This window comes from Cronobacter sp. HA18003 (assembly GCF_011605905.1).
In the GTDB taxonomy this organism is placed as follows: Bacteria; Pseudomonadota; Gammaproteobacteria; order Enterobacterales; family Enterobacteriaceae; genus Cronobacter; species Cronobacter sakazakii.
Map to the genome: position 1 here is coordinate 15200 of NZ_JAANQO010000011.1, position 13897 is coordinate 29096.

A 13897-nucleotide genomic window follows, 5' to 3' on the forward strand; every position below is an offset into this window, starting at 1 on the left:
CGAGCCGCAGCTCGCCTTTGTCGTGACAGAGCAATCAGAAACGGTAGTTAAAGTTCACGCCATATAGCCACGCTTTACCTTCAGATTTGAAGGTGTACGGGCCTTCGGTGAATTCCACGTGCTGGCCGTGCATGTAAGACACACCGGCATCGACAGAGGCGTCTTCATTGAAGGCGTAAGTGGTACCGGCGCTCAGCCACAGACGGTCCTGGTCAGGAATGGAAATAGAGCGCTGCTGCTCTGGCACCGGGCTGTCATCAAAGGCGATACCGGTACGGAAGGTCCAGTTGTCGTCCATATAATAGGTGGTGCCGAGGGCGATGCGGTACGCGTCTTTATATTTCTCTTCTTTCTTAAACAGGGTGTCGCCGTTGCTGTTGGTCGCTTTCAGCTCCTGGAACTGGCTCCAGCTGGTGTAGGTCAGGCTGTAGTGAATCGCCCACTGCGGCGCGATACGGTTATAACCAGACACTTCCCACATTTCAGGCAGGTTCAGGGTCAACGAGCCGCCGGTGGTTCTGCCACCCGTGCCGTAAGGCAGGCCGAGGCCCAGCGCGGCGTTAACAGGGTTAAGGGCTGCCGGCAGGCTGCTCTTATAGTCGCCGTCGAAGTCGATTTTCACTTCAGAGCGGTAGGTCAGCGAGTAGCGGTTGTTCTTATCCAGTTCATACAGGATACCGGCATTCCAGCCAAAGCCCCACTCGTCACCCTTCAGGTGCGCAATCTGGGTGTCGCTGTTGATGCCGCCTGCAGCCGCGCCAAGCTGTGCCGCAGTCTGCGGATCGATCTTGCCGGACTGCACGAGTCCCGGTAAGCCGCCTGCGATGATTTGCGGCAGATCGCCCGCGTAACGCTCGATCTTGGCGCGCGCATACACGGCGTCGAAGCCCAGGCCGAAGCTCCAGTGGTTATCGAGACGATACGCGCCGCTGAGGTTCAGGTTCAGCGTTTCGAGATCGGTTTTACCGCCGACAGAACCTGCGGCATAGCTGTTGCTATATTCGGTGGCGAGGCCGTAGTTGGAGGTGACGGACGCCCCCCAGCCAAACTGCTCGTTGATCGGCGCGACAAAGTGCAGGTTCGGCACCCAGGCGGTCGGCGCGATGTTATCGGCGTTAAGGCTACGTCCCGTCGGGGAACGGCCAGACACATTCACATCCGGGTCGACGAAAATCGCGCCGCCGGAGAATGTCGGGCGATCGAACATGGTAATCAGCGCCGGGTTACGGCTGACGTTGCCCGCGTCATCCGCAATAGCGCCTTCCCCGGAATAGGCGCGGCCCAGACCGGAGGCAGAGAATTCGTTTAACTGGAAACCTGCGGACCAGGCCTGAGAAGACACGATTGCCACTGCGACTGCTAAAGCAGATTTGGTAAACAGGGTTTTCTGGCGCATGACCATAACCTCATCCATTTATTTTTATTCAAATAATGTTACGTGACGTAACAGGAGCGCGGAGTGTAGGGTCTGAGGTACGGCATGGAAATCAGACCAGTGGCGAGAGTATAGGTCCGACCAGCAGAGATGTTGCAAGTATGTTTATAAGTTTTTTCAATTGTGATCTAAGAAACGCGATCCGTTTAGCAAAATTTTGGGGTTCAGAAATTCATCAATCTGGTGATTATTGTTTTAGATCATTTTTAAGTGTGATTTCGGTCACTTATAAGCGTAAACGGGAAGAACAGGTAGAGCGGTGGCGGCGCGGGGCGTAAAATAGCCTTATCCCTTTTCAGGAAATACAGAGGAAATCACCATGACCAAATGCAGTGCTGATGAAACCCCGGTTTGCTGCTGTATTGATGTAGGCACCATTATTGATAATACCGACTGCGTTGCCTCTTACAGCCGCGTGTTTGAAAACCGCGCCGACGCTGAAGCCACGCTCGCGGCTCTCACCGCCAAAGCGCGTGAAGTCGAATCTGAGCCGTGCCAGATCACCCCGCGCTTTACTGAAGAAGCCGACGGCGTGCGTCTGGATATCGATTTTGTTTTCGCCTGCCAGGCGGAAACCGTTATTTTCCAGTTAGGTCTGCGTTAATCCCATCGCTTACGCCCCGGCACTCCGGGGCGCATTTCTTGTTACGTAATTCGTGTTTTGCCTCGCAATTTTTCCTTTATGTGATTGGCTGAATGTAAAATTCTGGTTAAAACTGTTATCAGGTCAGACCACTTAATTCATCTTTAGCCTTTTCACAGGGGAACGTTATGAGTCAGGCACTACCGCTGGTCACCCGGCAGGGGGATCGCATTGCCATTGTCAGTGGATTGCGCACGCCTTTCGCCCGTCAGGCAACGGCGTACCACGGCGTTCCGGCGGTCGATCTCGGTAAAATGGTGGTCGGCGAACTGCTGGCCCGCAGCGAAATCCCGCCTGAAGTTATTGAACAGCTCGTCTTCGGCCAGGTGGTGCAGATGCCGGAAGCGCCCAACATCGCGCGCGAAATCGTGCTCGGCACCGGCATGAGCGTCCATACCGACGCCTACAGCGTCAGCCGCGCCTGCGCCACCAGTTTTCAGGCGGTGGCGAACGTCGCCGAAAGCCTGATGGCGGGCACTATCCGCGCCGGGATCGCTGGCGGGGCCGATTCCTCCTCCGTGCTGCCGATTGGCGTCAGTAAAAAACTGGCGCGCACGCTGGTGGACGCGAATAAAGCCCGCACCGCCGGACAGCGACTGAAACTCTTCTCGCGCCTGCGTCTGCGTGACCTGCTGCCGGTGCCGCCCGCCGTGGCGGAATATTCCACCGGACTTCGCATGGGCGACACCGCCGAGCAGATGGCGAAAACGCACGGCATCACCCGCGAACAGCAGGACGCGCTGGCGCATCGTTCGCACCAGCTGGCGGCGCAGGCGTGGGCGGAAGGCAAATTGCGTGAAGAAGTGATGACCGCTTACACGCCGCCGTACCGCGAGCCGCTCAGCGAAGACAACAACATCCGCAAAACTTCGTCGCTGGCCGATTACGCGAAACTGCGCCCGGCATTTGACCGTAAACACGGCACCGTGACCGCCGCGAACAGCACGCCGCTCACCGACGGCGCGGCGGCGGTCATTCTGATGACGGAATCCCGCGCCCGCGAGCTTGGCCTGACGCCGCTCGGCTATCTGCGCAGCTACGCTTTTACCGCGGTCGATGTCTGGCAGGACATGCTGCTGGGCCCGGCCTGGTCGACCCCGCTGGCGCTCGAGCGCGCCGGACTGACGATGGCCGATCTCACGCTTATTGATATGCATGAGGCGTTCGCCTCGCAAACGCTCACCAACCTGAAGCTGATGGCGAGCGACCGCTTCGCCCGCGAGGTGCTGGGCCGCAGCCAGGCTACCGGTGAGGTGGATGAGAGCAAATTTAACGTGCTCGGCGGCTCTATCGCTTACGGGCACCCGTTCGCGGCCACCGGCGCGCGAATGATCACCCAGACGCTCAATGAACTGCGCCGCCGCGGCGGCGGTTTCGGGCTGGTCACCGCCTGCGCGGCGGGCGGGCTCGGCGCGGCAATGGTACTGGAGGCCGAATAATGGAATCGACATCCGCATTTAATTTACAGATGCGCCCGGACAATGTTGCGGTGGTCACCATCGACGTGCCGGGCGAGAAAATGAACACGCTGAAGGCGGAGTTTGCCCGCGACGTCCGCGCGATTGTCAAAACGCTGCGGGAAAACCGCGATCTCGCGGGCGTGGTATTTATCTCCGCCAAGCCGGATAACTTTATCGCCGGTGCGGATATCAACATGATCGCGCACTGCCAGAGCGCGCAGGAGGCCGAAGCGCTGGCAAGCCAGGGCCAGCAGATCATGGCGGAGATCCGCGCGCTGCCGGTGCATGTGGTCGCGGCCATTCATGGCGCGTGCCTTGGCGGCGGGCTGGAGCTGGCGCTTGCCTGCCACAGCCGCATCTGTACCGATGATGTGAAAACGCTGCTCGGGCTGCCGGAAGTGCAGCTTGGGCTGCTGCCGGGCTCCGGCGGCACGCAGCGGTTGCCGCGCCTCGTTGGCGTTAGCACCGCGCTTGAGATGATCCTTGCGGGCAAACAGCTGAGGCCGCGTCAGGCGCTGAAAGCCGGGCTGGTGGATGATGTGGTGCCGCAATCTATTTTGCTGGAAGCCGCTGCCGAACTGGCGAAAAAGCGCCGTCCCGCGCCGCGCCGTCTGCCGGTTCGCGAGCGTTTGCTCGCAGGCCCGATTGGCCGCGCGCTGCTGTTTCGCATGGTGACGCAGAAAACGCACCAGAAAACCCACGGTAACTATCCGGCGGCGCAGCGCATTATTGACGTGGTGCGCACCGGCCTTGAGCAGGGCAGTGCCAGCGGTTACCAGGCTGAGGCCCGCGCCTTTGGCGAGCTGGCGATGACGCCGGAATCTGCCGCGCTGCGAGGGCTGTTCTTCGCCACCACCGAGCTTAAAAAAGAGACCGGCAGCGAGGCCGCCCCGCGCGCGCTGCACTCGGTCGGTGTACTGGGCGGCGGGCTGATGGGCGGCGGGATTGCGTATGTCACCGCCACCAAAGCCCGGTTGCCGGTACGTATCAAAGACATCAGCGAAAAAGGCATTAACCATGCCCTGAAATACAGCTGGGATCTGCTTGAGAAAAAAGTGCGTCGTCGTCATCTGCGCGCCAGCGAGCGCGACGCTCAAATGGCGCTCATCTCCGCCAGCACCGATTACCGTGGATTTCACCAGCGCGATATCGTCGTGGAAGCGGTTTTCGAAGATTTAACGCTTAAGCAAAACATGGTGGCAGAGATCGAGGCGCATACCGCGCCGCATACGATTTTCGCGTCTAATACCTCGTCGCTGCCTATCGGCGATATCGCCGCAGGCGCTACGCGCCCGGAGCAGGTGATTGGCCTACACTACTTCAGCCCGGTGGATAAAATGCCGCTGGTGGAAGTTATCCCGCACGCGGGCACCAGCGCGGAAACCATTGCCACCACCGTTCAGCTTGCCAAAAAACAGGGCAAAACGCCGATCGTGGTGGCCGACTGCGCCGGGTTTTATGTTAACCGCATTCTCGCTCCCTACATCAATGAGGCGATGCGCTGCCTGATGGAAGGGGAGAGCATTGAGAAAATCGACGAGGCGCTGGTCAAAAGAGGCTTTCCGGTGGGGCCGATTCAGTTGCTTGATGAAGTGGGCATTGATGTCGGCACCAAAATTATGCCGGTGCTGGAGCGCGCTTACGGGCCGCGATTCAGCGCGCCGGGAGACGCCGTTGCAGCAATTTTGAATGACGATCGCAAAGGCAGAAAAAATGGCCGCGGTTTCTATCTTTATCCGGCGAAAGGGCGTAAAAGCAAAAAACAGGTTGACCCTGCGGTTTACGGGCTTATTGGCGTTAAACCCGGCGGGAAACTGAGCGGCGAGGAGATTGCCGAGCGCTGCGTCATGATGATGCTTAACGAGGCGGCGCGGTGTCTGGATGAAGGCGTGGTGCGTTCCGCGCGAGACGGCGATATCGGCGCGGTGTTTGGCATCGGTTTTCCGCCGTTTCTTGGCGGCCCGTTCCGCTATATGGACACGCTCGGCGCGGCGGCCATGGCGACGACGCTCACGCGTCTTGCCACCCGTTATGGAGACCGTTTTACCCCGTGCGACAGGCTGTTGCGCATGGCGCAGACCGGACAAACATTTTGGCTCGCGGGGAACCTGCAAGCTGAAATGACGGTCTGATATAAGAACGTTCCTGATATCGAAAACGCAGCGCTGGCTAATTTGTAAACAGTGATTGACTATACTTACGTCAATAAGGTAAAAAACAGCGTTTCATTCGAAGTACGGATCAGGCACAATGCCCGACCGCCAGACGATACCCTTAAAAAGCGCGTTGCTTTTTAAGCTCTCGCTGGCGCTTCTGGTCAACAAAAGCGGTGCAATATGCAAGTTTTTATCATGCGTCACGGCGACGCAGCACTCGATGCCGCCAGTGATTCGGTTCGTCCTCTGACCGCGTGCGGTTGTGATGAATCCCGTCAAATGGCGACCTGGTTAAAAGGTCAAAAGGTGGATATCGAACGTGTTCTGGTGAGCCCTTTCCTGCGAGCCGAACAGACACTGGACGTCGTGAAAGAGGCCATGAGCCTGCCTGTCAAAACCGAAGTTCTGCCGGAGCTCACGCCGTGCGGCGATGTCGGTCTGGTGAGCGATTACCTCCACGTTCTGGCCCGTGATGGCGTCAGCGCGGTCATGGTTATCTCCCACCTGCCGCTGGTCGGTTATCTGGTGGCGGAACTCTGTCCTGGCGAAACGCCGCCGATGTTCTCCACGTCCGCTATCGCCTGTGTGACGGTTGAGGGCGATAACGACAAGGGCATCTTTAACTGGCAGATGAGCCCCTGCAATCTCAAAATGGCGAAAGCGATTTAACTCAAGCCTGAACCATAAAAGAAAAGAGCCGCTGATGCGGCTCTTTCTGTTTCTGCAGTGCAGGCGACGCTTAAGGCAACTGCGGCGGCTGCCACTCTTCCACTTCGATTAACACCAGCAGCGCGGCGTCGCCGCCATACTCTTTCGGCGCCTGATGAAAGGCCATCACGTGCGGGTGCTGGGCTAGCCACAGCGGCGTCTGCTGTTTGAGAATATGTTTACCGTGGCCATGCATCACGCAGGCGCAGAACACATGTTCGCGGCGGCAGGCGGCAATAAGCGCGCCCAGCTCCTGCTTGGCCTGCATCTGCGTCAGGCCGTGGAGATCGAGAAACAGCTCGGGCGAGTAGTCGCCGCGGCGCAGTTTTTTCAGCTCGAAGTGATCCACACCAGGGCGCACATAGCGCATCGGCCCGTCGCTGTTCAGAAGCGGCTGGAATTCATCAGAAAAATAGTGGCTCGCGTCCACCTGCTCCTGCAACAGGCGTTTTGGCGGCACCTCGCGTAGCTTTTTACGCGCGGGCGGATGCACGATGGTGTCCTGTTTCAGCTCGCGCGTTCCGCTCATCAGCGCGCGAAACAGCGACTTTTCTTCTTCGCTTAGCGATGGCTTCTTTTTCATCTTCTTCTCTTCTTTCTCTTTGCGCAGGCAGTGTACCCGAGTTTGGCGCGTCGCCAAACAAAAGCCATTTTTCGGCGATGACGCGCCGGTTGCTGATTTATCGCCGCCTTCATGGCAAACTAGCCGCCGAATTTAACGCGGAGCGTCATGCGGAGGGCAGTGTGGATAAAATTTTCGTCGATGAGGCAGTCAGTGAACTGCATACCATTCAGGATATGTTGCGTTGGGCGGTGAGCCGCTTCAGTGCGGCCGGCATCTGGTATGGTCACGGCACGGACAACCCCTGGGATGAGGCCGTGCAGCTGGTGCTGCCGTCGCTCTACCTGCCGCTTGATATTCCGGAAGATATGCGCACCGCGCGCCTGACCTCCAGCGAACGTCATCGTATCGTGGAGCGGGTGATCCGCCGCGTTAACGAGCGTATTCCGGTGGCGTATCTCACCAATAAAGCCTGGTTCTGCGGCCACGAATTTTATGTCGACGAGCGCGTGCTGGTGCCGCGTTCGCCTATCGGCGAGCTAATCAATAACCGCTTCGCCGGGCTTATCGACCACGAACCGCAGCACATTCTTGATATGTGCACCGGCAGCGGCTGCATCGCTATCGCCTGCGCGTACGCCTTCCCGAACGCGGAAGTTGACGCGGTGGATATCTCTGCCGACGCGCTGGCCGTGACCGAGCACAATATTGAAGAGCATGGGCTTATCCATCACGTCACGCCGATCCGCTCTGACTTGTTCCGCGATCTGCCGAAAGTGCAGTACGACATCATCGTCACCAATCCGCCATACGTGGATGAAGAAGATATGTCCGATCTGCCGAACGAATATCGCCACGAGCCGGAACTCGGCCTGGCGGCGGGCAGCGACGGGCTGAAGCTCGCGCGCCGCATTCTCGCCTGCTCGCCGGACTACCTGACCGACAACGGTATTCTGATTTGTGAAGTCGGTAACAGCATGGTACATCTGATGGAGCAGTACCCTGACGTGCCGTTTACCTGGCTTGAGTTCGACAACGGCGGCGACGGCGTCTTTATGCTGACCAAAGCGCAGCTCATCAGCGCCCGCGAACACTTCAGCATCTACAAAGATTAACAACAGGCGGGCGCAGGCCCGCTGAACCATAAAAACACCACAACGACACGACAACGGAGCCGTGATGGCAGGCAACACTCTTGGACAACTCTTTCGCGTAACCACTTTCGGCGAGTCGCATGGTCTGGCGCTCGGCTGCATCATTGACGGCGTGCCGCCGGGCATTGCGCTGAGCGAAGCCGACCTGCAACACGATCTCGACCGCCGCCGCCCAGGCACTTCCCGTTACACCACGCAGCGCCGCGAGCCGGATCAGGTGAAAATTCTCTCCGGCGTGTTTGAGGGCGTGACCACCGGCACCAGCATCGGCCTGCTGATTGAAAATACCGATCAGCGCTCCCAGGATTACAGCGCGATTAAAGATGTGTTCCGTCCAGGACACGCCGATTACACCTACGAACAGAAATATGGCCTGCGTGATTATCGCGGCGGCGGGCGCTCGTCCGCGCGTGAAACCGCCATGCGCGTGGCGGCAGGTGCCATTGCCAAAAAGTATCTGGCGCAGAAATTCGGCATCGTCATTCGCGCCTGTCTGACCCAGATGGGTGATATTCCGCTGGAGATCAAAGACTGGGCGCAGGTGGAGCAGAACCCGTTCTTCTCCCCGGATGTGGATAAACTGGAAGCGCTGGACGAACTGATGCGCGCGCTCAAAAAAGAGGGCGACTCCATTGGCGCGAAAGTAACGGTCGTGGCGGATAACGTGCCGCCGGGCCTCGGCGAGCCGGTATTTGACCGTCTCGATGCCGACATCGCCCACGCGCTGATGAGCATCAACGCCGTGAAAGGTGTGGAGATTGGCGAAGGCTTTGGCGTGGTGGCGCTGAAAGGCAGCGAAAACCGCGATGAAATCACCAAAGAGGGTTTTCAGAGCAACCATGCGGGCGGCATTCTCGGCGGCATCAGCAGCGGCCAGCAGATTGTCGCGAACATCGCGCTGAAGCCGACCTCCAGCATCACCGTGCCGGGCCGTACCGTTAACCGCTTTGGCGAGGAAGTCGAGATGATCACCCGCGGGCGTCACGACCCGTGCGTGGGTATTCGCGCCGTGCCGATCGCCGAGGCGATGATGGCTATCGTGCTGATGGATCACCTGCTGCGTCACCGCGCCCAGAACGCGGATGTCACCACCACGCTTCCTCGCTGGTAACGTCATGAAAAAACTCTGCTTAGCCTTGCTGGCGCTGCTTGCCTGCAGCGCGGCAAGCGCCGCCACGCCGTGGCAGAAAATCACCCAGCCGATCCCGGGCGCGGCCCAGTCGATCGGCACCTTTTCTAACGGCTGTATCGTCGGCGCGCAGCCGCTGCCGATCGAGTCAGAGCACTATCAAATCATGCGCACCGACCAGCGCCGCTATTTCGGTCACCCGGAGCTGGTGCGCTTTATCGAGCGCCTGAGCAACCAGGTGAGCGATTTGCAGCTCGGAACGGTACTGGTGGGCGATATGGGAATGCCTGCGGGCGGGCGCTTCAACGGCGGCCACGCCAGCCACCAGACGGGGCTCGACGTCGATATTTTCCTGCAACTGCCGAAAACGCGCTGGAGCACGGCGCAACTGCGTCGTCCGCAGGCGCTGGATTTAGTCTCAAGCGACGGGAAATCGGTGGTGCAGTCACTCTGGAAGCCGGAGATCGGCGGGCTGATTAAGCTTGCGGCGCTTGATGATGAAGTGACGCGTATTTTCGTAAACCCGGCCATCAAACAGCAGCTCTGCCTGGATGCCGGGCCGGATCGCGACTGGCTGCGTAAAGTGCGCCCGTGGTTCCAGCATCGCGCCCATATGCACGTGCGTCTGCGCTGCCCGCCGGACAGCCTGGAGTGCGTGGAGCAAGACCCGCCGCCGCCGGGCGATGGCTGTGGTGAAGAGCTGCAAAGCTGGTTTAAGCCTGCCGCACCTGGCAGCAGCAAGCCTGAGAAAACCACGCCGCCGCCGCTGCCGCCGTCATGTCAGGCGCTGCTCGACAAACACGTTCTTTAATACCGACTAAGGATGGCCGTGATGGATTGGTTTATGGTTTCGCCGCTGTTGCTGACAGCGCTCTTTTTTGTCGCGATGCTGGCAGGATTTATCGATGCCCTCGCAGGCGGCGGCGGGTTGCTGACCGTGCCTGCGCTGCTGGCGGCGGGGATGTCGCCTGCCCAGGCGCTGGCGACCAATAAACTCCAGGCCTGCGGCGGCTCGCTTTCCGCTTCGCTCTATTTTATCCGCCGCGGCGTGGTCAGCCTGCATGACCAGAAGCTCAATATCCTGATGACGTTTATCGGCTCCACCAGCGGCGCGCTGCTGGTGCAGCATGTGCAGTCCGATATTTTGCGCCAGATCCTGCCGGTGCTGGTAATTGCCATTGGTCTCTATTTTCTGCTGATGCCGCGCCTTGGCGAAGACGATCGCCAGCGCAGGCTGTATGGCCTGCCGTTCGCGCTGGTGGCGGGCGGCTGCGTCGGCTTTTATGACGGCTTTTTCGGCCCCGGCGCAGGCTCGTTTTACGCGCTGGCGTTTGTGACGCTCGCCGGTTTTGGCCTCGCCAAATCCACCGCCCATGCGAAAGTGCTTAACGCCACGTCTAACGTCGGCGGTTTGCTGCTCTTTATCATTGGCGGCAAAGTTATCTGGGGCACCGGCTTTGTGATGCTCGCCGGACAGTTTCTCGGCGCGCGCTTAGGCTCGCGTCTGGTATTAAGTAAAGGACAGCGCCTGATCCGCCCGATGATCGTTATCGTGTCGGCGGTGATGAGCGCCAAATTGTTATATGACAGCCACGGACAGGAGATCCTCCACTGGCTGGGGATGGCGTAATGCGTGAACACCACTATCAGGATTTAATTACTATTTTCGACGGCTGTTTTGCCGGTGATTTTAATACCCGTCTGATTAAAGGCGACGACGAACCGATCTATCTTCCGGCAGATGCCGATGCGCCTTATCACCGCGTGGTGTTCGCACACGGCTTTTATGCCAGCGCCCTGCATGAGATTTCGCACTGGTGCATCGCGGGGAAAGCGCGGCGCGAGCTGGTGGATTTTGGCTACTGGTACTGCCCGGACGGGCGCGATGCGCAAACCCAGAGCCAGTTTGAAGACGTCGAAGTCAAACCGCAGGCGCTGGAGTGGCTGTTCTGCGTGGCGGCGGGCTTTCCGTTTAACGTCAGCTGCGACAATCTTAACGGCGATTTCGATCCGGATCGCATCGCGTTTCAGCGCCGGGTGCACGCGCAGGTGATGCAGTATCTGACCAACGGCATTCCCGAACGTCCGGCGCGCTTTATCGCGGCCTTACAGGATTTTTACCAGACGCCGCCGCTGGCGGCGCAACAATTCCCATGGCCGGAAGACTTGTGCTAATCGCCATGTTATTAACCGAGGAAAACGAATGATTGCCGAATTTGAAGCACGTATTCTGGCGCTGATTGATGAGATGGTGGAGCACGCGAGCGACGACGAACTGTTCGCCAGCGGCTACCTGCGCGGACACCTGACGCTTGCCGTCGCGGCGCTGGAGCAGGGCGACGACCACTCGCCGCAGGCGGTATATACCAAAGTGACCAACAGCCTTGAGACGGCGATCCACGCGGGCGAGCTTTCGCCGCGCGACCAGGCGCTGGTGCTGGGCATGTGGGACAACCTGTTCCAGCAGGCGAAGCTCAACTAAGCCTCACAGCCTGCGCGCCGCCCGGCGCGCAGGTTTTTTTAGCGTTTACGCTTTCAGCCACGTCACCTGCCCGACATTATCGCATTAACTCGCCGCACGCCCCTTGAGAAGCTTACGCACCCACAGCCGGTTGGGATTCAGCGCGGCGAGCGTCGCGCCATCAAGCGGCAGCGGTTCGCCGCTCATTTGCGAGGCTAAAATCTCAGCGGCCAGCGGCGCGCTGCACAGCCCGCGCGAGCCGAGCGCGCCCAGCACAAAGAGATTCTTGAGCACCGGCGCGGGCATGACCGTCTCCGGCGCGCTGGCATCCTGGGAAAGTGTCGCGTAATCGCGAAGCGTCGCGGCGTAATCCGGCGCGTTGCCGACCATGGGCAGATGATCGCGTGTGGCGCAGCGTACCCCGCAGCGCGCGTCGCCCGCGCTCACGTCCACCTCCTGCGCCCAGCTGGCCGCGGGCAGGCAGTCGATAAGCCGCTGGCGGTTGCGCTGCTGGTCTTCCTCCTGGTAGCGCATTTCGCTCACGCCGCGGTGATAGCTGGCGCCGATGCAGTGCATCGCATTCGCCGGGTTTTGCGGCGTCAGGTAGCCGTCATAACAGAGCACCTGGCGCAGCGCGCCGAGGCCCGGCGTGGTGGGAATATGGCTCACCTGGCCGCCGACCGGGTAGACCGGCAGCTTTTCGGTTTGCGGGAAGCCGCTGAGCTGGTGCCCGTTCGCCAGTACCACGGCGGCGTGGCGCGCCTGCGCGCCGTTCGCGAAGTCGAGTTGCCAGTCCAGGTCTTCCCGATGCAGCGCGCTCACCCTGTGCCCGTAGTGCACCCGCAGGCCGTGCGCCTGCGCAAGTTCCAGCACGCCTGCAGTCAGTTGCGCCGGGCAGAGCCAGCCGCCCTGTGGATATTCAATGCCGCCACAGCCCGTCTTCACGCCGCAGCGTTCGCGCACTTCTCGCGCGTCAACGCCATGCGCCAGCGTGTCCGGCAGGGCGAGATCCAGCATCTGGTTGATTTTCGTCTGGCTCTTTTCATCCCAGCCAAGCTGCGTCACGCCGCACCAGTCTTTATCGAAACTGACCGGCAGCGCGTCATAGAGCCTGCGCGCGAAGGTAAAGGCCGCCGGGAAGAAGGCGGCCAGCGCGGCGTCATGATGGCTTAACAGAGGATAGAGCGCGCCCTGGCGGTTGCCCGATGCCCCCTGCGCCGGTGCGTCATCTTCGCAGTAGAGCGTGACCTGCCAGCCGCGTCTTAATAAGCCGAGTGCGAGCAGCGCGCTCGCGATGCCGCCACCGACAACCGCTACGTCTTTATCACCACTCGCCGGACGACGCGCATACCAGGGCGCGCGGGCAGGCGGCGGCGCGTCATGGCTGAGCGCGCCTGTCAGCATTTCGCGCTTGCGCCCGAATCCTTTGCGCTTCACCACGTCAAACCCGGCCTCAATCAGCCCGCGGCGCACAAAGCCTGCCGAGGTGAATGTCGCGAGCGTACCGCCGGGGCGGGCGAGGCGCGCCATCGCAGTAAACAGGCCTGGCGTCCACATTTCCGGGTTTTTCGACGGCGCGAAGCCATCCAGAAACCAGGCGTCCACCTGGCGGTTGTGCGTGTCATCCAGCGTATCGACCAGTTCGTTGATATCGCCAAGCCAGAGATCGAGCGTCACGCGTCCGCCATCCAGCACCAGCCGCTGACAGCCCGGCAGCGCCATCGGCCACTGTGCCTGGAGCTGTTGCGCCCACGGCGCGAGTTCCGGCCAGTGGGCGTGCGCGCTTTTAAGATCGGCAGGCGTCAGCGGGAATTTTTCAAAACTGATGAAGTGCAGGCGTTGCAGCGTAGCGTCCGGGTGCGCGTCGCGAAACGCCGCGAACGCCTGCCAGAGCGTCAGGAAATTCAGCCCGGTGCCAAATCCGCTTTCGGCGACAATAAAGCTGTCACGCGGGTGTGTCATAAAGCGTTCAGGGAGCTGATTACCGTCCAGAAAGACATAGCGGGTCTCTTCCAGACCGTCATCATTGGAAAAATAAACGTCATCAAAATCTCGGGAAACAGGTGTACCCTCATTATTAAACGTCAGGCTGGCGGGCTGTATGGCGATAGGTTTCACGTAAATGGCTCGAATGACAGGCAGTCGCACGATCTTAGCGAGCCCGGTCAGACATCGCAAATTTCTTGCCA

At 59.9% G+C, this 13897-nt stretch carries 13 protein-coding genes; 10 read left to right on the forward strand and 3 right to left on the reverse strand.

The window, feature by feature from the left end; all coding sequences use genetic code 11:
• Positions 1–34: 34 nt before the first annotated feature.
• Entirely contained in the window at positions 35–1396 is a 1362-nt protein-coding gene (gene fadL / locus G6041_RS01120; protein ID WP_032976169.1) for a long-chain fatty acid transporter FadL, read from the reverse strand.
• Positions 1397–1754: 358 nt separating this feature from the next.
• Between fadL and G6041_RS01125 the strand changes: the two genes are divergently transcribed.
• From G6041_RS01125 to sixA, 4 genes are all read left to right on the forward strand, one after another.
• Entirely contained in the window at positions 1755–2039 is a 285-nt protein-coding gene (locus G6041_RS01125) for a YfcZ/YiiS family protein (RefSeq protein ID WP_004387038.1), read from the forward strand.
• A 167-nt stretch (positions 2040–2206) separates the two neighbouring features.
• Positions 2207–3517, forward strand: a complete 1311-nt coding sequence (fadI, locus tag G6041_RS01130) for an acetyl-CoA C-acyltransferase FadI (RefSeq protein ID WP_012124132.1) — start codon at positions 2207–2209, stop codon at positions 3515–3517.
• Positions 3517–5670: a fatty acid oxidation complex subunit alpha FadJ gene (fadJ, locus tag G6041_RS01135; protein ID WP_012124133.1), complete on the forward strand. Its 2154-nt coding sequence runs from the start codon at positions 3517–3519 to the stop codon at positions 5668–5670. The genes fadI and fadJ overlap by 1 nt, the downstream gene beginning before the upstream one ends.
• Positions 5671–5874: 204 nt before the next feature.
• Positions 5875–6363 (forward strand): phosphohistidine phosphatase SixA, encoded by a 489-nt coding sequence (sixA, locus tag G6041_RS01140; RefSeq protein WP_004387042.1) that lies wholly within the window; start codon positions 5875–5877, stop codon positions 6361–6363.
• A gap of 70 nt (positions 6364–6433) precedes the next feature.
• On the opposite strand, the gene smrB is transcribed toward sixA, so the two are convergent.
• Positions 6434–6985, reverse strand: a complete 552-nt coding sequence (gene smrB, locus G6041_RS01145) for an endonuclease SmrB (protein WP_004387043.1) — start codon at positions 6983–6985, stop codon at positions 6434–6436.
• Between the two features lie 161 nt (positions 6986–7146).
• Here smrB and prmB point away from each other — a divergent pair, with 161 nt between their 5' ends.
• From prmB to G6041_RS01175, 6 genes are all read left to right on the forward strand, one after another.
• On the forward strand, positions 7147–8079 hold the full coding sequence (prmB, locus tag G6041_RS01150; protein ID WP_004387044.1) for a 50S ribosomal protein L3 N(5)-glutamine methyltransferase: 933 nt from the start codon (positions 7147–7149) through the stop codon (positions 8077–8079).
• 64 nt (positions 8080–8143) lie between these two features.
• Positions 8144–9229: a chorismate synthase gene (aroC, locus tag G6041_RS01155; RefSeq protein ID WP_012124137.1), complete on the forward strand. Its 1086-nt coding sequence runs from the start codon at positions 8144–8146 to the stop codon at positions 9227–9229.
• 4 nt (positions 9230–9233) lie between these two features.
• Positions 9234–10058 (forward strand): penicillin-insensitive murein endopeptidase, encoded by an 825-nt coding sequence (gene mepA, locus G6041_RS01160; RefSeq protein WP_007899330.1) that lies wholly within the window; start codon positions 9234–9236, stop codon positions 10056–10058.
• A gap of 21 nt (positions 10059–10079) precedes the next feature.
• Entirely contained in the window at positions 10080–10877 is a 798-nt protein-coding gene (locus tag G6041_RS01165) for a sulfite exporter TauE/SafE family protein (RefSeq protein ID WP_041460425.1), read from the forward strand.
• Positions 10877–11422 carry an elongation factor P hydroxylase gene (locus G6041_RS01170; RefSeq protein WP_004388548.1) on the forward strand — a complete coding sequence of 182 codons (546 nt, stop codon included), beginning with the start codon at positions 10877–10879 and terminating at the stop codon, positions 11420–11422. Before G6041_RS01165 ends, G6041_RS01170 begins: the two co-directional genes overlap by 1 nt.
• A 28-nt stretch (positions 11423–11450) precedes the next feature.
• Positions 11451–11729: a YfcL family protein gene (locus G6041_RS01175; protein ID WP_004388549.1), complete on the forward strand. Its 279-nt coding sequence runs from the start codon at positions 11451–11453 to the stop codon at positions 11727–11729.
• 84 nt (positions 11730–11813) lie between these two features.
• Here G6041_RS01175 and mnmC read toward each other — a convergent pair whose 3' ends face one another.
• Positions 11814–13826 carry a bifunctional tRNA (5-methylaminomethyl-2-thiouridine)(34)-methyltransferase MnmD/FAD-dependent 5-carboxymethylaminomethyl-2-thiouridine(34) oxidoreductase MnmC gene (mnmC, locus tag G6041_RS01180; RefSeq protein ID WP_041460426.1) on the reverse strand — a complete coding sequence of 671 codons (2013 nt, stop codon included), beginning with the start codon at positions 13824–13826 and terminating at the stop codon, positions 11814–11816.
• Positions 13827–13897 lie beyond the last annotated feature (71 nt).

Excerpts from the sequence above, each read along its gene's own strand:
- aroC (WP_012124137.1), top strand. The coding sequence starts at position 8,144 with ATGGCAGGCAACACTCTTGGACAACTCTTTCGCGTAACCACTTTCGGC.
- fadJ (WP_012124133.1), top strand. The coding sequence starts at position 3,517 with ATGGAATCGACATCCGCATTTAATTTACAGATGCGCCCGGACAATGTT.
- smrB (WP_004387043.1), bottom strand. The coding sequence starts at position 6,985 with ATGAAAAAGAAGCCATCGCTAAGCGAAGAAGAAAAGTCGCTGTTTCGC.
- sixA (WP_004387042.1), top strand. The coding sequence starts at position 5,875 with ATGCAAGTTTTTATCATGCGTCACGGCGACGCAGCACTCGATGCCGCC.
- G6041_RS01175 (WP_004388549.1), top strand. The coding sequence starts at position 11,451 with ATGATTGCCGAATTTGAAGCACGTATTCTGGCGCTGATTGATGAGATG.
- fadI (WP_012124132.1), top strand. The coding sequence starts at position 2,207 with ATGAGTCAGGCACTACCGCTGGTCACCCGGCAGGGGGATCGCATTGCC.
- G6041_RS01165 (WP_041460425.1), top strand. The coding sequence starts at position 10,080 with ATGGATTGGTTTATGGTTTCGCCGCTGTTGCTGACAGCGCTCTTTTTT.
- G6041_RS01125 (WP_004387038.1), top strand. The coding sequence starts at position 1,755 with ATGACCAAATGCAGTGCTGATGAAACCCCGGTTTGCTGCTGTATTGAT.
- mepA (WP_007899330.1), top strand. The coding sequence starts at position 9,234 with ATGAAAAAACTCTGCTTAGCCTTGCTGGCGCTGCTTGCCTGCAGCGCG.
- fadL (WP_032976169.1), bottom strand. The coding sequence starts at position 1,396 with ATGCGCCAGAAAACCCTGTTTACCAAATCTGCTTTAGCAGTCGCAGTG.
- G6041_RS01170 (WP_004388548.1), top strand. The coding sequence starts at position 10,877 with ATGCGTGAACACCACTATCAGGATTTAATTACTATTTTCGACGGCTGT.